Source organism: Streptomyces sp. RGM 3693 (assembly GCF_050471125.1).
GTDB lineage: Bacteria > Actinomycetota > Actinomycetes > Streptomycetales > Streptomycetaceae > Streptomyces.
Window position 1 is genome coordinate 1,192,174 of sequence record NZ_JBMPPQ010000003.1, and the last position, 17,327, is coordinate 1,209,500.

The 17,327-nt window shown below is 70.2% G+C and carries 22 protein-coding genes; 10 read left to right on the plus strand and 12 right to left on the minus strand.

The window, feature by feature from the left end; genetic code table 11:
* Positions 1-275: 275 nt before the first annotated feature.
* Complete coding sequence (locus ACO0M4_RS33590) at positions 276-575, minus strand: hypothetical protein (RefSeq protein ID WP_430374852.1); 300 nt, start codon at positions 573-575, stop codon at positions 276-278.
* A gap of 30 nt (positions 576-605) precedes the next feature.
* On the opposite strand from ACO0M4_RS33590, the gene ACO0M4_RS33595 reads away from it, so the two are divergent.
* The gene (locus tag ACO0M4_RS33595) at positions 606-977 is read left to right on the plus strand and encodes a hypothetical protein (RefSeq protein WP_430374853.1); all 372 of its coding nucleotides are present in this window, start codon (positions 606-608) and stop codon (positions 975-977) included.
* Positions 978-1,256: 279 nt separating this feature from the next.
* Here ACO0M4_RS33595 and ACO0M4_RS33600 read toward each other — a convergent pair whose 3' ends face one another.
* Positions 1,257-2,648, minus strand: coding sequence for an IS1380 family transposase (locus ACO0M4_RS33600; RefSeq protein ID WP_430371067.1), 1,392 nt, complete (start codon positions 2,646-2,648; stop codon positions 1,257-1,259).
* Between the two features lie 152 nt (positions 2,649-2,800).
* Here ACO0M4_RS33600 and ACO0M4_RS33605 point away from each other — a divergent pair, with 152 nt between their 5' ends.
* Positions 2,801-3,094 carry a hypothetical protein gene (locus tag ACO0M4_RS33605; RefSeq protein WP_430374854.1) on the plus strand — a complete coding sequence of 98 codons (294 nt, stop codon included), beginning with the start codon at positions 2,801-2,803 and terminating at the stop codon, positions 3,092-3,094.
* Positions 3,095-3,121: 27 nt separating this feature from the next.
* Here the strand turns inward: ACO0M4_RS33605 and ACO0M4_RS33610 are convergent, their stop codons facing one another.
* The 3 genes from ACO0M4_RS33610 to ACO0M4_RS33620 form a co-directional block, all read right to left on the minus strand.
* Positions 3,122-3,931 (minus strand): transposase family protein, encoded by an 810-nt coding sequence (locus ACO0M4_RS33610; protein ID WP_430374855.1) that lies wholly within the window; start codon positions 3,929-3,931, stop codon positions 3,122-3,124.
* A 109-nt stretch (positions 3,932-4,040) separates the two neighbouring features.
* Positions 4,041-4,814: a nuclear transport factor 2 family protein gene (locus ACO0M4_RS33615; protein ID WP_430374856.1), complete on the minus strand. Its 774-nt coding sequence runs from the start codon at positions 4,812-4,814 to the stop codon at positions 4,041-4,043.
* A gap of 58 nt (positions 4,815-4,872) precedes the next feature.
* Positions 4,873-5,247 carry a cupin domain-containing protein gene (locus tag ACO0M4_RS33620; RefSeq protein ID WP_430374857.1) on the minus strand — a complete coding sequence of 125 codons (375 nt, stop codon included), beginning with the start codon at positions 5,245-5,247 and terminating at the stop codon, positions 4,873-4,875.
* 98 nt (positions 5,248-5,345) lie between these two features.
* Here ACO0M4_RS33620 and ACO0M4_RS33625 point away from each other — a divergent pair, with 98 nt between their 5' ends.
* From ACO0M4_RS33625 to ACO0M4_RS33640, 4 genes are all read left to right on the plus strand, one after another.
* Positions 5,346-5,831, plus strand: a complete 486-nt coding sequence (locus ACO0M4_RS33625; protein ID WP_430374858.1) for a MarR family winged helix-turn-helix transcriptional regulator — start codon at positions 5,346-5,348, stop codon at positions 5,829-5,831.
* 10 nt (positions 5,832-5,841) lie between these two features.
* Positions 5,842-6,036, plus strand: a complete 195-nt coding sequence (locus ACO0M4_RS33630; RefSeq protein ID WP_430374859.1) for a hypothetical protein — start codon at positions 5,842-5,844, stop codon at positions 6,034-6,036.
* Positions 6,037-6,278: 242 nt separating this feature from the next.
* Positions 6,279-6,521: a hypothetical protein gene (locus ACO0M4_RS33635; RefSeq protein ID WP_430374860.1), complete on the plus strand. Its 243-nt coding sequence runs from the start codon at positions 6,279-6,281 to the stop codon at positions 6,519-6,521.
* A gap of 172 nt (positions 6,522-6,693) precedes the next feature.
* Complete coding sequence (locus tag ACO0M4_RS33640) at positions 6,694-7,290, plus strand: hypothetical protein (protein WP_430374861.1); 597 nt, start codon at positions 6,694-6,696, stop codon at positions 7,288-7,290.
* A 35-nt stretch (positions 7,291-7,325) separates the two neighbouring features.
* Here ACO0M4_RS33640 and ACO0M4_RS33645 read toward each other — a convergent pair whose 3' ends face one another.
* A complete protein-coding gene (locus ACO0M4_RS33645) occupies positions 7,326-8,393 on the minus strand; it encodes a DUF5954 family protein (RefSeq protein WP_430374862.1) in 1,068 nt (355 codons plus the stop codon).
* Between the two features lie 154 nt (positions 8,394-8,547).
* On the opposite strand from ACO0M4_RS33645, the gene ACO0M4_RS33650 reads away from it, so the two are divergent.
* Positions 8,548-9,042 (plus strand): nucleotide triphosphate diphosphatase NUDT15, encoded by a 495-nt coding sequence (locus ACO0M4_RS33650; protein ID WP_430375351.1) that lies wholly within the window; start codon positions 8,548-8,550, stop codon positions 9,040-9,042.
* Between the two features lie 156 nt (positions 9,043-9,198).
* The gene (locus ACO0M4_RS33655) at positions 9,199-9,915 is read left to right on the plus strand and encodes an N-acyl homoserine lactonase family protein (protein ID WP_430374863.1); all 717 of its coding nucleotides are present in this window, start codon (positions 9,199-9,201) and stop codon (positions 9,913-9,915) included.
* A gap of 109 nt (positions 9,916-10,024) precedes the next feature.
* On the opposite strand, the gene ACO0M4_RS33660 is transcribed toward ACO0M4_RS33655, so the two are convergent.
* Positions 10,025-10,933 (minus strand): maleylpyruvate isomerase family mycothiol-dependent enzyme, encoded by a 909-nt coding sequence (locus ACO0M4_RS33660; RefSeq protein ID WP_430374864.1) that lies wholly within the window; start codon positions 10,931-10,933, stop codon positions 10,025-10,027.
* A gap of 48 nt (positions 10,934-10,981) precedes the next feature.
* Here ACO0M4_RS33660 and ACO0M4_RS33665 point away from each other — a divergent pair, with 48 nt between their 5' ends.
* Both ACO0M4_RS33665 and ACO0M4_RS33670 read left to right on the plus strand, forming a co-directional pair.
* Positions 10,982-11,611 (plus strand): C39 family peptidase, encoded by a 630-nt coding sequence (locus ACO0M4_RS33665; protein ID WP_430374865.1) that lies wholly within the window; start codon positions 10,982-10,984, stop codon positions 11,609-11,611.
* A gap of 58 nt (positions 11,612-11,669) precedes the next feature.
* Positions 11,670-12,185, plus strand: coding sequence for a MarR family winged helix-turn-helix transcriptional regulator (locus ACO0M4_RS33670; protein WP_430374866.1), 516 nt, complete (start codon positions 11,670-11,672; stop codon positions 12,183-12,185).
* A 202-nt stretch (positions 12,186-12,387) separates the two neighbouring features.
* Here ACO0M4_RS33670 and ACO0M4_RS33675 read toward each other — a convergent pair whose 3' ends face one another.
* From ACO0M4_RS33675 to ACO0M4_RS33695, 5 genes are read right to left on the minus strand one after another with little or no spacing between them, the layout of a single operon-like run.
* Positions 12,388-12,699 (minus strand): hypothetical protein, encoded by a 312-nt coding sequence (locus ACO0M4_RS33675; protein ID WP_430368569.1) that lies wholly within the window; start codon positions 12,697-12,699, stop codon positions 12,388-12,390.
* Positions 12,696-12,911: a hypothetical protein gene (locus ACO0M4_RS33680; protein ID WP_430368568.1), complete on the minus strand. Its 216-nt coding sequence runs from the start codon at positions 12,909-12,911 to the stop codon at positions 12,696-12,698. Before ACO0M4_RS33680 ends, ACO0M4_RS33675 begins: the two co-directional genes overlap by 4 nt.
* Positions 12,908-13,489 carry a DUF6262 family protein gene (locus ACO0M4_RS33685; RefSeq protein ID WP_430368567.1) on the minus strand — a complete coding sequence of 194 codons (582 nt, stop codon included), beginning with the start codon at positions 13,487-13,489 and terminating at the stop codon, positions 12,908-12,910. Before ACO0M4_RS33685 ends, ACO0M4_RS33680 begins: the two co-directional genes overlap by 4 nt.
* Positions 13,486-16,107, minus strand: coding sequence for a tyrosine-type recombinase/integrase (locus ACO0M4_RS33690; protein WP_430368566.1), 2,622 nt, complete (start codon positions 16,105-16,107; stop codon positions 13,486-13,488). The genes ACO0M4_RS33685 and ACO0M4_RS33690 overlap by 4 nt, the downstream gene beginning before the upstream one ends.
* Positions 16,104-17,282 (minus strand): tyrosine-type recombinase/integrase, encoded by a 1,179-nt coding sequence (locus ACO0M4_RS33695; RefSeq protein ID WP_430368565.1) that lies wholly within the window; start codon positions 17,280-17,282, stop codon positions 16,104-16,106. Before ACO0M4_RS33695 ends, ACO0M4_RS33690 begins: the two co-directional genes overlap by 4 nt.
* Positions 17,283-17,327: the final 45 nt, after the last annotated feature.

Consider the following 17,327-nt stretch of genomic DNA (forward strand, 5'->3'; position numbering starts at 1 on the left):
CGGCTGGGGTCAACAGTGCAGACCCGTGCGCACAGTTGAGGTCAGAGCAGCCCAGAGAAGCGATTCCCCCCACGCCTAAAGGCGCGGGTCCCCTCGCTAGATAGCTGATGGCAACGGCAACCCATCCAGCAGGCCCGCCAACTGTGATGGGGGTAGCACCCCTCACCTGAGGAAAGCTGCCGCCCAACATCGTCAGGTGAATGGGCGTCGGTGTTGTCGGCCATGGCGCCCTCCTGGACGGCGGGGCGCCCACGGTCGCCTGTCTGCTCTCGTACTCAGCCCGGCAGGCCCCGGACGAATCCGGTGATCAGCATCGCCACTGCTTCGGGGGCTTGCAGGACCATGGGGTGTCCCGCGTCGACCTGGGCGACCGTGATCGTCGGCCGGGTACGGGAGAGCTCGGCCAGTTCATGGGACAGCCCCCGTGCGAACCCGACGGTGAGGTCGGCGAACCAGTTCGCCGTGGGCCCCGGCGGTTGAGGACAGCCAGCCTGTAGCAGCAGGAGCGGGCACGCCACCCCTTCCAGCCAGGCGGTGACACCAGGCGCGCCGAGCCTGTCGAGCTCGCCGTACATCTCCAGCGCCGGCGCCCGCTCCGGCAGCGTTTGCCAGCAGCCATCGGGCAGCGGGCATCGGGCAGCGGCCGCACGGCGTTCTACGGAACCCGCCCTTATGCCCGCCTCCATGCCGAGTTCGAGCGGCGTCATCACGCCCTGCAGCAGGCCGGGGAGATCCCCGGCCCCCGCGAAGCCCAGATCGCACGCCTCAAGACGGAGAACGGCAAGCTCAAGGAACGGCTCGCCCAGGCGGAGCAGAGCATCGACGACCTCTCGGACTTCCGCACCGAGGCCCTGGCCCGGCTCGCTGCACAGTACGAGGAGATCGTCCATCTTCGGCAGACGACCGCTGGCGCGAGCCGCGTCGCCCGGCTCCGCTCCGCCCGGCCGTCAGCGACGGTCATTGGATCGTGCAGTTGAGAAGCCCACATCACCGTGATCAGGCCCTTCGGCCGTCGAAGACTTGCTCCCTTTGCGACCAGACACGGCCGCTGGTTGACCTTGTCCCTGGGGGAAGCCACAGCATCAGCGGGCCGGCTGAACCCCGATCCACCGGCTTGATTCCGGAGTGATCGTTTCGGTGGGTTCGGGTCCTTGAGGTTGGTTGATCCGGTGGAGGGTGTGGGGTGTCCGCTGGTCTGCCCAGCTTTTCCACATGTCCACAGGTGTCGGGCCCTCGCGGGCGGGTCGGATGGGGCGTCAGGCCGCTTGGGGTGGGGCGTGCACGGCGGCGAAGAGATTGTCGAACGCCTCCTTCCAGGGCCAGTGTTCGGGCAGGTGCAGCGTCAGCTTGCGGGCTGAACGCGCCAGCCGGGCCGGGGCGTTGATCAGGTGGTCGCGCAGGGTGGTGGTGGTCGCCTTGGCGTGGAAGGTGCCGGCCAGGGTGCCCGCGGCGCGGGTCAGGTTGAAGGCGCAGGCGGCCAGCGCCAGCCAGGCGGCGTTCGCCTGGAAGTCGCCGGAGGGTGCGTGCGCGAACGGCCCGCCCTTGACATCGGCGATCACCTGCTCGACGACAGCGTGCCGCCGGTGATCGGCTTCGGCCTCCACAAGCGGCAGCGGGGAGTCGGTAAACGCGGCGTGGTAGCGGTAGAGCGTGAACAGCTCACCCTGGCCCTGCGGGGCCGCGTCCGGGTTGAGGCGCTTGACACGGCGGACGATGAGACGGGCGGTGACCTGCTGCTTCTTCGGTTTCGAGGTGAACGCGGTGTAGGTGACCTCAGCGATCTCGGCGTCCGAGATCCAGCACTGCTCCTCCTGGTCCCACACCGCCTTCGGGTACTTGATCGGCCTCCAGGCGTCCTCGTCGATCGTCGCGATCGCCTTCTTGACGGAGGCGTTCATCCGCACCGTGATGGAGAACTTCGCGCCCAGGGACCGGCAGGCGGCGATCACCTCGGCGGCGTAGAACGCGGAATCCGCCCGCAGTACCACCAGACCACCGGCGCCGCAGGCCCTCGCAGCGCGGATCGCCTCAGCGGCGAACGAAGCCGCACCACGCACCGAGTTGGTCGCGCCCTTGCGCAGCCTGCTGGCCGCGATCACCGGGGCGGCCATCGGCGTGGAGACTACTGCCAGCAGCGCGTTGAGCCCCTTGACCTTGTTGTAGCCGTAACCGGTGCCCTGCTTCGCGTAGCCGTAGGTGCGCTTGATGGTGTCGTCCAGGTCGACGTAGGCCACCGTGTCGATGCCGAGCAGCAGCGGGGTGTGCGCGGCCAGTTCGGGCAGGAACCGCCGTGCCACCGCGTGCAGTTGCTTCACATGCCCGTGAGTGAAGGACCGCAGGAAGCTGCCCAGCGTCGAGGGCGCACGCACCCCGCCGAAGAGCTTCCCCATCGCACCGTGCCGCAACCGGTCCATGTCATCGATGCTGTCCGCCCCGGCCACCATCCCGGCGATCAGCGTCATCAGCTTCGCCGCGGCGAACGCACCGGTGCCGTCCCGGTTCTTCGGCAGCCGGATCAACTGCCCGGCCAGCCGAGGCAACCCGCACCGCTCCGCCAGGCGCACCACCGGGGCCAGCCCACCGTACGCGACCAGATTCGGATCATCGAACCGTGCGGAAACCCTCGCCGTGCTGTGAGAAGATCGCATCCCGGAAGTGCCTTGTCGATCGTGCGTGGTGGAAGCCTCAAGAACTCCCATCATCGCAGGTCACAAGGCACTTCCTCGTTCCCGGCCCCCGCCCGCCTCGATCACCGACCGGTGGATCGGGGCTGAAGCACCCGGCATGAGGAGGAGCGAGGATGGACATCGAGATCCATCAGCTGCGTTACCGCGAGCTGATTCGTGAGGCTGACCACTACCGTCTCGCTCGCGAGGCCATAAAGACCAAACCGCCTTCCCAAGTCGCCGCGACCAGCAAGCGTCGACCGAGTCGCCTGTGTGTGCTGAACAGGCACCGGAGATCACCGTGGAAGAAACGGCGCGTGATCGAGACCGCTTCACCCCCTCAAGAGTGGTTATCTACATCACAAAGTCGTCGCTGGAATGCAACACACATGTCGGTCGGCGTGACGAACGCGGCGTCCTCGGAATGACTGCTCAATGAGGTTTTCTCAAAGGTGTTATTTCCAGATTCCGTTGAGGACGAGTGCGGTGCGGGCGATGTCGCCGATCCGGCTGGGGCTGAGCGTGACGTACTGCAGGGTGCGCCTTCGCTGCTTGAGCTCGGCGGCGGTGCGCTCGCCGAGGGCTCTGACATGTCGCAGCAGGTTGTTGAACATGCGGGTGTCGACGTGAAGTGCCTGCTCCGACTTGCCCTTTGGGCGCCGTACGGGGATGAGGATGCCGATGCCAGCGCCGATGTAGCCCTTGTCCGCGAGGGTCGGCAGGCCGTCGGCTGCTGCCATGTAAAGGGCGGGCAGGGCGTGGAGGCAGGCGGCGGTAATGTCGGGTGTGGAGCCGGGCTCGACGTCGGAGACCCACAGCGGGGTGCCGTCCGGGGCTGACAGGAACTGGATGTTGCCGCCGAATGCCTTGTGATTCTGGCTGAACCACAGGTCGTTGCCGTTGTCCCGGAGGCCCGCGAGCCGGTCGGATTCAATCAGCGTGCCGTCGAGGATCACATGGGTCATGCCCTCGCGTTGGCAGCGGCTCAGGACGTCGTGCAGGTCGGGGGCCTGGTCGGCAAGGGCGTCGATGTCCTCGTGCAGGTAGCGGTACCCGGTGGCTTGGGAGACGCCCGCGTCGCGGGCCAGGCAGTGCACGCAGCCGCGCTCGCGGAACCAGCGCAGGACGAGCACGGCCTGCCGATAGGGGCCCAGTGCTCGGGAGCCCTTCGGTGTGCCGATCCGCCGCCGTTGTGCGGCCAGTAGACGGGCGAGGAACTCGACGACGTGGCGCGGGACGTCGAGCGTGGAAACATAGGTGACCAATGTGAAGCCTCTGGTTCAGCGGACGATCTTGCGCAAAAGACCATGGCGCCGCTGCTGGAAACCGGTCACTGGGTCGGATACACCGAGGCCGGCTACGTAGCCCTGGGCGTCACCGCTGGGGTGTGGCCTGCCGATCACCCTCAGTGTGATCAGCGAGGCACTCGCACTCCTCACGCTCGGCTTGGTCCGGCCATGGGGAGAAGTTCTCCCGCACTGGATCACCTTGCTGGCCCGTCACCGATTGCGCAGGGCTAGGTTCCTCCTGATGCCCCCTGGCGGCGGTCGCGGGCGACAGATCAGCCCTGGGGCCGAGCCAGTCGAAAAGGGATCGGTAGAGCCGTTGGACCGGTGCGGGGCGGTCGTCGCCGTAGAGGTCATCGGCGATGGGGTAGCCCCTGGCGTTAAGCAGGTGGGTGAGCATCCGGTAGGTGGGCCGCGCCCGGGCCAGGGCGTCCGGGTCGATGTCCAGGTGTGTTCCTGGCACGCTGGGGAGCAGGTTGTCCCGCTCATAGATGGGATCCAGGGAGACGATCACCCAGCGGCCGGTGCGCCGCTCGGCGCGGTAGAGGAGCCGTGTATGTGAGGTGAGGTCCACTTCCACGCCGTCGAGCTCGCTGCGCATGTGGATGGCGGCGGCCACCTCCACCACGGCCCTCGCGCCGAGAACGTCCACGGCGGGCGGGCCGAGGGTGTGGGCCGCACCGTCACCGCGGGCGGCCATCTCCCGCGACGCGGCCACGAAGTCGGCGCCGCTGCCGCGAAACCAGCTGAGGCGGACGGCCGCGTCGACTGCGAGGCACTCCCGCATGTGCGACCACCAGCCCCGATCGCGGCTTCGGCGCTCGTGCAGGATCAGCTGTGACACCTCGGTGACGTCATCCATGAGCGGACCTTTCTGCTGGACGGATTCGCGGTGGCGTGCCCACCGTGGAGGATTTGGCTCATTGGGCCCACGGCGGCGGGAAGGTGGCACCGCCGACGGTCGCCTTCATGCCGGCCGAGGTCACCGCCGTGACCGCCGCCGGGGCCTGCGCGGAGGCGTTGCGCAGCCGCAGGACGGTGTTGGCGGGGACGATGACGGCGTCGCCCGGCCCGGCGAGCACCTCCTCGCCCGCGATGCTGGCCGACACTTCTCCGTCGAGGACGACGAAGACCTCTTCGCGGTCCATGTGGTGCGGTTCGCTCCGTGCACCCGGTGCCAATTCCAGTGACCAGACGGCCAGTTCGGTGCTGCCCCGGGAGGGCACGGCGAGTGGACGGAAGGTGAAGCCGTCGCGGTCGAAGACCGGCGCACCGGCGAGGGGGGACAGGGGCATGGTGCTCCTCCAGGCGATACAGTCAACCCACTTGACCATTTGACGATATGCCGCACACAGAGACACGTCAACCTGGTTGACCAATTGAAGGAGAGGCCATGCCGACCAACCCCGATCTCGCCGAGCGCCGCCCGGGGCAGGTGCCCCTGCTGCTGGCCATCACGAACCGGGCGATGACCGACGACTTCCACAGCCGCCTGGCCGAACTCGGACGCGAACCACTACGTCCCGCGCACGGCTACACCTTCCGCTATCTCGCCGGCCACCCGGGCGCCACCACCGTCGATCTCGCTGCCCATCTGGGCATCACCAAGCAGGCCGCCTCCAAGGCCGTCGCCGAGCTCCAGGACTGGAACTACGTCCAACGCCAGCCCCACCCCCTCGACAAGCGGGCCCAGTCGCTCACCCTCACCGAGCGGGGCCGCGAGTACGTGCGCCTGGCCGACCAGCTGTGGGCGGAGGTGGAACAGCGGTTCGCCGAGGTCATCGGCCCCGACCGCCTCGCCGCACTCGACCGGGACCTGCGCGCCTACATCGACCACGTCTACGGTGATCAGCCCGTCCCGTTCCGCCCGGTGTGGTGAGCGCACCGGCATGTCCCAGCGAGGTCAGCCCACCCCCACCGAGGCCAGGGTGTGGCGCTGCCGCGGGGTGATGATGCTGGGCCAGGGCCGGTACCCCACGCCACCGGAGGCGAAGACGACCTGGCTGGAAGCGATGTGGCGCTTGGTGCGCAGTGGTGAGCGCGGCTGCATGCAGACGGCCGACGCCGGTTCCGGCGCCCGTTGAGACCTGCTTGTTCGCGTCCCCGCGCTCGGTCTGTTCGGCTGCCTGCTGAGCGGACTCCGCGTGCTTCTGAGCGTCCTTGGCTGCCTCTTCAGCGGCGGTGGCGTCCGCGTCGGCTCGATTGGCTGCCGCACGGGCCTCGTTGGCGGCCTGTTCCGCTGCGTCAGCGGCCTACTTGTCGCAGGCGAACCTCCCGGCAAAATGATGTACCCGCTCGTCCGTGAGCTGGCCGCCGCCGATGCCCCGTGCGGGTGCCGGTGGCGGTGACGTGCCGGGTGCTCGGGCTGGCCCGCCAGCCCTACTACCGGTGGCCGGCCCATCCGGTGACCGACGCCGAGCTGGCCGAGGCGTGCCGGGCCAACGCCCTGTTCCACGCGCGTCGCGACGATCCCGAGTTCGGGCACCGGTTCCTCCACGACGAGGCCCGCACCGTCGGTGAGGAAATGGCTGAGCGGACCGCCTGGCGGATTTGCCGGGACAACGGCTGAACGGCCCCGCCCAGCCCTGACGCGGCGGTTCGGGTGGCTGCTGATGCCCCGGCATGGAGCTGAACCGCATTCCTCCACGTATGAGTTGTGGGAGGCGGCAAGTCCGGTTGTCAGTGGCCGCCCGTAGAGTCGTCTCAGCATCCTGCTTCGGTTTCGACAGTGACGAGGGACCATGTTCGAAGAGCGGCTCGCCGAGTTCTCCCGCGAGCGACTGGACGGCCGTCCGATCCCGGACGACTTGCGCGCGATGCTGTTGGCTGAGTGGGGCGGCCGCACCGAGATAAGTGATCTGCTGGACCTCGCCTTTCTCGAAGCCGGGCAGCTTCACCCGCTCCTCGACACCAGCTACCTCAGCGAACAGGAACGCGCCGACCCCGAGATGCAGGCCGTGAACGCCGCGGCCGCGCAGATGGCCCGGTACGTCAAACTCGTCGCCGAGGGCGGCAAGGGCTGGATCGGCTACTGGCACCACCCCGACGAGCCGGCGGACGGCCCCACGCCCCTCATCGAGCTCGACACCGAGTTCACCTACTGGAGCATGGCCGGCCGCACCCTTGCCGAGGCATGCGCCGCTGACCAGGCCGAATACCATGACGATCCCGATGAACGGCGGGCGTTCGCGCTGCTGTCCGCCCAGCTCGCCGAGTTCGGTCTGCCGCTCGGCGTGACCGACTATGACGCCCTCGACGAGCTGGAGTTCACGGTGGACCCGGAGGAGCTGACCGACGAACTCATAGACGCCGAGCGGGCCCGCCGCGGTCTCGGCTGAGCGGCGGGGCCCGCACCAGGCCGGGGCGCCGGCGGTCAGCTGTCGTAGTGGAGCGTGCCGTCCTCGTCCATGGTCGGGTGGATCTTCGTCGGGCCGTAGTCGTCGACGTCCGACGGGCGGGGCGGCTCCGGGCCGTCGGGGCCGGTCCGGACCATCCGTTCGATGCGGCAGATCTGGAACGCCTTGTCGCCCACCCGCACCTCATTGGCGCGGCCTGCGGCCTTGAATTCCTCGGCGGCCTGCGCGTAGCGCTTCCGTTCCGCGTCGCCGAACTTGTACAGCTCGGGCCAGAATTCGACCATGGCGTCGACCAGCAGCCGCCGGGCTTCGTGCGGGGTCGGCATCAGTGCTCCCCTCGGTTGCCAGCCTCCGAAGCGGCGTTCGGCCACGCCGAAGCCGACGGGCAGCAGGACGACGTCGGGGTAAGCCGTGCGGGCGCGTTCGGACTCTTCGCGGACGGCGGTGGGGAAACGCGCCCCGGAGTAGGCGAAGCCCTGAAGCGCGACTTTCATGGCGGCGGCCATGGGGCTGGTCTCGCGGCCGGGGACGAGGGCGAAGTCCCGGTCCGGCGACGGGGTGGTGTCGCTCCGGCCGTCCCAGGTGCGGTCGACCGGTTCGAGGTCGGTGGGCCGGGGTGGTTCCAGACCGGCCTGGCCGGTGCGGGCGAACTCGTCGCCGCGGACGATCCGGTAGCGGGCGTCGCAGACCGTCAGTTCGTCGAGTGGTTCGCGTTCCAACCGCGCGACCGCGCCAAGCAGTTCGCGCCGCACGACGGGATCGTCGGTGTCGTCCTTGGCCTTGAACCACAGGTGGGAGTTGAGTGTGTCCCGGGTGTCCTGCGGCGTGCCGTCCGTGACGGGTTTCAACAGGCGCCATTCCGGCCCGCGTTCGGGTTTCTGCGCGGCATCTGCGGCATCCGTAGCATCCGCGGTGCCCGCGGGGTCGAGGACGGCTAGACCGAAGACCGGGCCGCGGAGCGCCAGGTCCGGATAGCGACGGGACGCGTCCACGGCATCCACCTCGGCGACCCACTCGGCCGGGTCGTCGCGCCGCAGCAAGTCCTGGTGGAGTCGATCGATCTGTCGCTTCCAGTCATCGGTCATGCGCGCATTGTGGCCGCTGTGCGCGCCGGGTTCGGCCGGAACGAGGGATGTGACCCACTCCTGTGGGTGAATGTGCGGGAAAGTGTTGCCGTCCCGGTGACGGGGCAGGTCGCTGAAGAACCGAGAAAGGGACGGGATGGGCAGCGGAACGGGCATGGGTACGGGTGCGGTGACCAGCCGACAGCGGGGGGACCGACCGCCGCAGGCACAGGCGGTGTTCGGGGTCGGCGTCATCGTGCTGGACGCGGACGGGCGGGTCCTGCTCGGTCTGCATCGCGCGGGGACCTGGGAGTTGCCCGGCGGCAAGGTCGATCCGGGCGAGGGCGTGCGGTCCGCCGCGGCCCGGGAGCTCCGCGAGGAGACCGGTCTGCGCACCGAGCCGGACGACGTGCGGGTCTTCGCGATGCTGCACGACGACGTCCACGGTCTGAACCGCATCACGATGGCGTCCCTCGTCACCCGCTTCGGGGGGACGCCGCACGTCGCGGAACCGCAGCACATCAGCCGCTGGGAGTGGCACTCCCCCACGGCGCTGCCCGGGCCGCTGTTCACGCCGTCCGCGCAGATCCTCACCGTGTGGCGCCCGGAGTTGGCGATCGTCGCTCCGGCGGCGCACCGGCTCGATGTGATGTGCGTCGGGACGATCTGACGGAGCCCCCGGCCGGCTGGGCGCCGGTGGGCCGGATGCGGTGGAGCGGGCGCCAGTGCGCCGGTGGTGCGGGCGCGGCCACCGTTGGCCGTGGGGTCGGCGGTGGCCGCCGGGAAATGGCTGCCGACGGCCGGCCGGTCCGGCAATCATGGGGGGATGCAGACGACCTCAGCGCATTCGGCGGTGCACCGGCTCGACCTGGGTTACTTCATCCGGCCGGCGTCGGAGACCGGCGGCCCGGAGCCCCGGGTGGAGCCCGCGCTGGCCTACCTGGTGGAGCACGACCGGGGTCTGCTCCTCTTCGACACCGGCATCGGCGCCGCCGACCCGGAGACCGAGGCGCACTACCGCCCCGAACGCCGCCCGCTCCAGGCCGCGCTGGCCGATGCCGGCGCGTCCCTCGCCGACATCTCACTCGTCGTCAACTGCCATCTGCACTTCGACCACTGCGGCGGCAACCCCCTACTGGCCGGGAAGCCGGTCCTGGTGCAGGACGTGGAGCTGGCCACCGCGCGGCGGGGTGGCTACACCATCGACGAGCTGATCGACTTCCCCGGGGCGCGCTACGAGGAGCTCGCCGGCGAGGCCGAGGTCTGGCCGGGCGTCTGGATCGTGCCGACACCGGGCCACACCGACGGGCACCAGTCGCTGGTCCTCCACCGCCCCGGCGGCACGGTGGTGTTGGCCGGTCAGGCTCATGACTTCGCGTCCCACTACGCCTCCGACCACCTGGCCCGCCGAGCCACCCTGGACGGCATCGCGTCGCCGCTCCCCGGCTACCGCCCCTGGCTGGACCGGCTCGCCGCGTTCGATCCGCGCCGGGTGTACTTCGCCCACGACTGCTCGGTCTGGGAACCGCCGCGCGCCGGATGACGGGGGCAACGGGGACGGGTGCCACCGGACGGCTACTAAGGGGACGGGTGCCGCGGGGCTGCTAAGGGGACGGGTGCCGCGGGGGAAGAGCCGTGGCCGCCCGCCCCGTTCAGGCGACCGGATCCCCGGCGTCGTCCCAGCCCGGCGCCGGCGGCAGCGGCCACACCGGCGGGACCGGCAACCGCCCGACGGGCATCGCCACCCCCGCGGCGGCGCCCTCCGCGGTGGGCTCCCCCGCCGACGGACCGCCCGGCCCAGCACCGGTCACCACGACCGTGGTGTCCGTGGCCCGGCCGCTGAGCCATCCCAACAGGACGTGGCCGGGGGCGGCGACCGCCGGGCCGGCCGACCGCGCCACGTGCCAGGTCCGCCCCAGGTCAACGGCCTCGACCCGGGCAACCGGGAAGTCCCGTGCGGCCAGCGCGGCCAGGGTGCCGTCCAGTGCCCATGTGACGTAGGCGGCGGGCCAGTGGGCCGTGCGGTATCCGGCGTCGAGGTCGACGTGGTGGGTCTCCAGTTCGCGCCAGCACCGGTAGAGCGTGTACCAGGCGGGATGGGCCCAGCCCGCCAGGGCGGTGACCCGCGTGTCCCACGCCTCGGCGGGCATCGCGCGGGCGTCCGCGACCAGCCGCGCGAGGGCGGACCGGAGCTCGGCGGCCAGTGCGTCCGCCGGGCGCACCGCCGCCTCCGCCACCGCCCGCGCCAACGCCTCGCGCCCGAGCCGGGGACCGGGCCCAACTCCGTTACGGGCGACGGCCAGCAGCCATGTGTACGCCTCGGCGCTGCACGCCACGTGGGCGAGGACCTGGCCGCGGTTCCAGCCGGGGAGCCGGGACGGTGCGCGCACCTCCGCGTCGCCCAGTTCGGACAGGGTCGCGTCGAGCCGGGCGCCGGACCGGGTGAGTTCGTCGATGAGTCCCGCCAGGTCCGCCGGTCGTGTCTGGGGCGCGGGCCGGGACGCGTGCGGGGGCTCGGCCCGGTCGGTCGGGTTCGTGGGCTTCGGCATGCTGCGGGACACGTCGTCCCCTCCTGAATTCGACGCGATTCCTCGTCGGTACTCTGCACCATGACCATCGACACCACTGTCATCCACCCCGTCCCGTACCACTCCCAGTGGGCCTCGCCCGATCTCGTCCCCGCGATCCTGGCCGGCACCATGTCGGCCGCAGCCGATCCCCGCTGGCCGGAATACGGGGCCGAGAGCCCGGAGGAATACGCCTGGTGGTCCTGGCGCCTGTGCGGGATGGCCTGTCTGCGGATGGCGCTGGAATTCTGGCGGCAGTCCGCTCCCCCCGCCATGCACCTGGCCACCGAGTGCCTGGACGCGGGTGCCTACGTGCGCCGTACGGACGGCCTGGACGGCCTGATCTACGCACCGTTCGCCGCCTATGTGGAACGTCGTTGGGGCCTGATCGCCGAGTCCCGGCCTGCGCTTCCCCGGACGGAGCTCCCCGCGCTGATCGGCGCCGGTCGGCTCGTACTGCTCTCCGTCCACCCCGCCGTCCGGGACGCCGACCCCGAGCCGCCGCAGCGGGGCGGGCACCTGGTCCTGGCTGTCGGCGTCACCCCGGACCACGTGGTGATCCACAATCCCTCCGGACTCCCCGGCCGTTCCCAGGAGTTCGCGCACGTCGACTGGCAGGCGCTGGACCGGGTGTACGCCGGGCGTGGGGTCGTTCTGGGGCAGCCGGAGTAGGCCCGGCGTTCGCCCGCCCATTCTGGTAATTGCTTGAGCAAGCAGTTAGGTTGGCGCCGTGAACGGGTTCGAGTCGATGTCAGACGGCGCCTACGCCGCGCCCGCCGGCGACGCGGAGGACGAACGCTGGTGCATGGCGGTGCGGTTGCTGGGCCGGGTAGAGAAGCAGCTCGACGCCACCCTCCAACGCCGGCACGGCCTGCCCCTGTCGGACTACCGGGCACTGTGCGCGCTCAGCCGGCCGGACAGCGGGCCAGCGCTGCGCATGGGCGAACTGGCCGACCGGATCGGGCTGAAGGACAGCACGGTCACCCGCCTGATCGGCCGCCTGGAGTCCCAGGGCCTCGCCCGGCGGGCCGCCACCCCCGGTGACGGACGCGCGGTGGCCGCCAGCGTCACCGAGGCAGGCCGGCAGCGGTACGCGGAGGCGACTCCCACGTACCGGACGGCGCTCGGCGGGGCCCTGGAAGCCTCGATGGCCAACGTCTACCTCGCCGATCTCGCGGCCTGGGTGCGCACCGGCGAGTCGGCGGTGGGAAGCACGCACCCGCTATCCGAAGGGAATCCGCAATGACCGCTGCCGTGGAGCACTACGCGCGTCTGCGCCAGTTTTCCGGCTGACGGAGCTGCGGAGGGGCCTGTGACCTGGGAAATAACATAGCGAACATGTCCGGGATGTGGAGTGCCGCGGGCGGTGCGCCGCTCGATCGAGTGACGAAGTCGACGGTGGCCGGGCGTCGGCGGCGGGGCGGTCGTGGTGCCCCGGCAGGAGCTGGTCATGAAAGGGCCGCCGTTTCGTGGGTGCCGAGTGCGGCGTCGAGGGCGTCGACGTGGAGTGACAGCGCAGCGCTGATCGACTCGGCACTGGGTGCGATGCCGAAGTGTGCGTCCGCGGCGTCGCCGACGGTGTCGTCGCAGGCGTCGAAGAACTGCTCGATCTCCCGCAGAAGTCGGCCGAGAGAGGCGACTTGCTCGCGGTCCAGAAAGACCGCGCAGGCGACGGCCTTCGAGGTCGTCCTTCCTGCTCCAGCGTCTGCGGAGGATTTGCTGCGACGGATGCCGCGGTCTGATCGGGGCCCGGATGTCACTGCGTCTCCTCGTCCTGGCTGCCCTGCTCGGCCGTCTCCTGGCTGGGGGCAGAGGTGCCGGCGTCATCGGACGCGGCCTCGGCCGGCCGGTGGTCGGCGTACTGGGAGGTCACCTTGGTGGGAACGTGGCCCAACTCGCGGCGGGTTGTATCCAGAGTGGACCCGTTGCGGATCAGGCTTTCGGCCAGCTGGCGGCGGGTGGGAGAGGTCACGACTGCTCCAGTTCGATGAGTTGGGCTTCGAGGTCGGCGATGCGTTTGTCGGCGAAGCGGACGTTGTCGCGAGCGGCGGCCAGCTTGTCGGTCAGCGACTTGTTCTCCGCCGTCAGCCGGCGGGTGCGGCGGGTGAGGTTGGCGTTGTCGGTGGTGAGGCGGACGATGTCCTCCTCGCTCCACTGCGTTTGCAGGTCCTTGACCTGGCCGAGGAGGTCACCGATCTGCTCGCGTTGCGCGCGGATCTCGTCGTGGGCGGCCTTGAGGGCTTCCTCCGTGTTCAGCGCGCGTTCGCGCCAGGCCACCTCGATCGCCTCGTGTTCGGCCTGGCGGTCCTGAACGCGGCGGCCGGCGGCCCGGCTGATCGCTTCCGCGACGAGAGTTCGGGCCTCGGCGTGCTCATAGAGGAACGTGCGCGAGACATCCGCGTGCCGGGCGACGGCGGCCATCGTGATGGGTGTCTTCGTCCCGGCCAGCCGTTCCAGGGCGGCCTGGATCCGCTTCAGCCCGGCCTGGGTCTTGCGGCGCCGGGCCTCCAGGGCGTTCGCGGTGCGGGCCGCGGGCACTGTGGTCGTCACGACTCCTCCTCGGACCAGTCGTCGTCGAGCGCGTCGCCGCCGGCGGCGGCCAGGTCCGTGGCCCTGAACGCGGTGCTCCAGACGCGGCCGAAGTAGTCCTGGGGCCGTCGCAGGTCCAGGGCGAGGGCCTGGTCGAGCAGGCCGAGGCCGGCCAGGGCCTTCTCCAGGCCGTCGATGGCCCGGTCGGTGGGCTCGAAGACCTGGTGCAGGTAGTCGGCGGTCGCGTCGTCCGGGGCCCGCTCGGCGATGGATCTCCACTGCTCGCGCTTGCGCCGCCAGTAGAGGAGGTCGGCGCCCGACATGACGAACTTGTCGCAGCCCTCGCAGTTGAGCTTCCACGGGCACTCACCGCCGTCGACGACGGGCTGGAAGGTGCAGAACCCGCCCTCGGCCGGGGTGGAACGGCGCGAGAGGTCCACGGCCAGGGCTTCCGCCTCCGTCCGGCTCATGCCGTCGCTGGGCGACGCGAGCAGCTTGCCGGGTGCGGGGGCGCCGGGGCCGGCCACCCAGACGTGCTGGAGGACGTCCTCGATCTCGGAGCTGGCGACCTTCGCGTAGTGCTCGGCCATCCGTACCGACACCTGGCCGAGGTACTTGCGGATGTGGTGGAGCCCGGCGCCGTGCCGCAGCAGGTTGGTCGCCAGCGTGTGGCGAGCCTGGTGCGGGACGCATGAGCCGAGGTCGAGCTGTTCGATCCACTGGGCGAAGCCGGAATGGAAGAAGGTGTAGGAGATCGCCCGCGTTGCCCGGAGGTTGCGGACGTGGCTGGGGAACAGGGCGAGATGCTTGCGCTCAGCGGGGGTGGGCGGGCGGCCGTGGCGGTCCTCGAACCTGCCGAGCGTGATCCGCTGGCGCTCGCGGAGCCGCTGGTAGATGCGTTCGGGGATCCGGATGGCCTCGTCGTAGTTGCCGACCTTCGTCTGATCGTGCCAGAGCAGGGGAAGGCTGCCGTAGCGGCCGACGCACTCCAGCCGCAGCTCCAGCACTTCCCCGCAGCGACGCCCGCTGAAGACCAGGGTTTCCCAGATGTCGCGTACTCCGCGATCACGGGGGTCGTAGTCGTCGGCCAGCTGCTGCAGATTGGCCTCGTCGGCCAGGGCCTGCGCGACGTCGTCGCTGAACGGGCTGCGCTGGCGCTCGGCCACTCCATTCCCGCCGCCGTGGGGCAAAGCGGTGATGAAGCCCCGGGACAGGCCGACGCGTTCGGCATCCCCGTTGTCCAGGGCCTCTCGAAGGACAAGCCGCCCGTAGTTGAACACGAACCGCAGCGAGACATCGGTGACCTTGCCGGGCTTCCCCTTGGTGGGATGGCAGACGCCCAGGTGCGGCAGCCCCTCCCGGGCGCGATTGCGATGATCGGCGACGAACCGCTTCATGTGTTCCTCGCCCAGCAGCCGGGGGTCGTGTCCGCCCTCCGGCGCGGCGATCTCCAGGAACGCGCTCAGCTCGACGCAGGCCCGGCGGCAGGCGTCGAAGGGGGTGTTGCTGCGCGAGCCGGCCGGGTCGTCCAGCCGGGCGGCAAGGTGGTCCCAGAGCAGGTCACGCAGCCACCGCTGGGAGACCTGGGTCAGGTCGAAGTGACTCAGGCGGTGCCGGAAGCGGACCCCGAAATGCTCGGTGTCGATGTAGCCCAGTTCCCTGCTGTCAGCGCGGGTGAAGTAGACGAGCTGAAGGTGACGCCGCATCTCCTGCAGCACCAGCTGGCCGCGCTGGGCCGGGTGGGAGATGGCCAGGCTCTCGTCGAACAGCGATGTGACGCGTTCGGCGCGGGCGGCATCCACGATGCGCTGCAGCCATTTCAGCGGCCACTCGGTGTGCTGCGAACGCTGAGCGTGCGCGATCATCCCCCAGCGGACCTCGGCCTGGACCAGCGGCGGAAGGCCGCGCAGGTTGATCTGACCCGCCCGGGTGGCCGCCTTCACCCGCGAGCCCCAGGAACGGAAGGCTGCCTCGTCGCCGTAGAACACCGGGACCGGGCTTCCGACCTGCTCGTGGCTGAACCACTGGTGCGGCAGTATCGCCTGGCCGGGCCGGCCGTCAGCCGCGTACTGCTGCTCGTGGGTCAAGCACAGCCCCAACGGGCCCCGGGCCCAGGACAGGCAGACCGCCGCGAGGCACTGGCCGTAGGCGGCGTAGGGCACCTCCCCGAGGAGCCAGGCGTCGAAGTCCAGCTCCGGGGCGGTGGTCCGGGCGAACTTCCACCGGCCGACGTGGCGTTGACACAGCTGCCGCAGCATGTTGGTCACCGGCCGATCCGGACAGATCCGGCAGTTGCGCGGCTCCGACGTGGACTCTGTGGAGTGCAGCGGGCCAGCAGTCCGCGCGTAGGCGAAGCGGCTCAGGTCGGGTTGTTCCCGACGGACGCGAATCCAGTCAATCTGATGACCGCTGCACAGATCCTTGGTCGTCGTGCGGGGCGTGCAGCAGACCTCCACCGCGCACTGCCAGGCGAAGACCTCGTGGCGGGGCGGGACACGGATCACCTCGTCGCGGTAGAACGCTTCGACCGCCGGCGCCTGGATGAGGGCTTCAAGCAGTTCCAGACGGTCCCGGAACTGGCGGCGCTCGGCGTGCTGGTCGACCACGGGCAGCAGCAGCCGCGGCGTCTCGGCGGTCATACGTGCTCACCCCAGACCGTGCGCAAGGCGGCGTCGAAGACCGGATCGTGGATGTCGACGTGCGCGTAGATCTCGTCCACGACCTCCGTCGAGGCCCAGCCGCCGGCGTCCCGGGCCACCACCAGGTTTCCGTTCGCCGCATCGAGAACCGAGGAGGCAAACGTGTGGCGAAATGCGTGGGGGCGGACTCTGCCCAGCCCAGCACGGGCGGCGGCCCGGCCGATCATCTTGCGGGCCCCCTCTGGCGCCCAGGGCATCCCGCGATCCGCGCCGTGCTGCTGGACCAGCAGCTGACCGTGCCCGGCGCCCCGCGGGTACTCACTCATCATGTACTCGAAGTAGGCGTGGATCATCGCCGGGCTGACGCGCTTGATCAGGCCGCCGCGGATGACGCCGTCCTCCAGCTCCCAGGGGTACTTCGTCTTCGCCCTGGCACCGTTGGCAAGCCCGTCGCGGTGGCAGACGTGCGCGTGCGGGGTGCGGCACTCTCCGCAGGCCGCCCCGTCCCGCAGGTGAAGGTCCGCCAGGTGCAGGCCGCAGAGTTCGCCGATGCGAAAGCCTCCGTCGCTCAGCCACTCCACCACCAGCCGGTCGCGAGCAGAGTTGGCCTCGTCCAGCAGAACCTCGCGGGCCCCCTCCGGCAGCATCTTGGGATGCCGACGCCGGATGCTCTTGGGCGCCAGCGGGTTGGCGGGCATGTCGCGCTTGAGGTGCCCCAGCAGCGAACGGTGCCGGTCAGCCTTGGTCGGCATCCGGCGCAGATTCAACTGCTCGGCCAGCGCGGCATTGACCCCCAGCGCGGCGTGGTGGAGGTAGAAGCCCTTCAGACACGAAGCGGTCGTCTTCAGCGCGCTGTTGCCGTACGACTTCTTGCCGACGCGCCACGGCGTGCCCAGCGGCATCGGGACACGGGCCCCGACCGCCCCCATGTACCGCTGCAAGTCCCGGAACCCGACGGTCTCCGGCTCCAGTCCCTCCTGCTTCATCCACCGCAGATGATCGACGAGCACGTACGCGTACGTCTTGTCCGTGCCCGCCCCCGCGTACTGGTCCAGGTACCGGTCCGCTGCCGGATGGACGCCCCCGCCCGGCTCAAGAATCGTGTACGAGCACCGTCCGTCCCGGTGTCGTACCTTCTGCACTCTCAGCTGGCCCATGAGCAGCCTGCGTGCCACTTGTCCTCCATACCGACTCGATGTGACGTGGCGAACATCCCGATC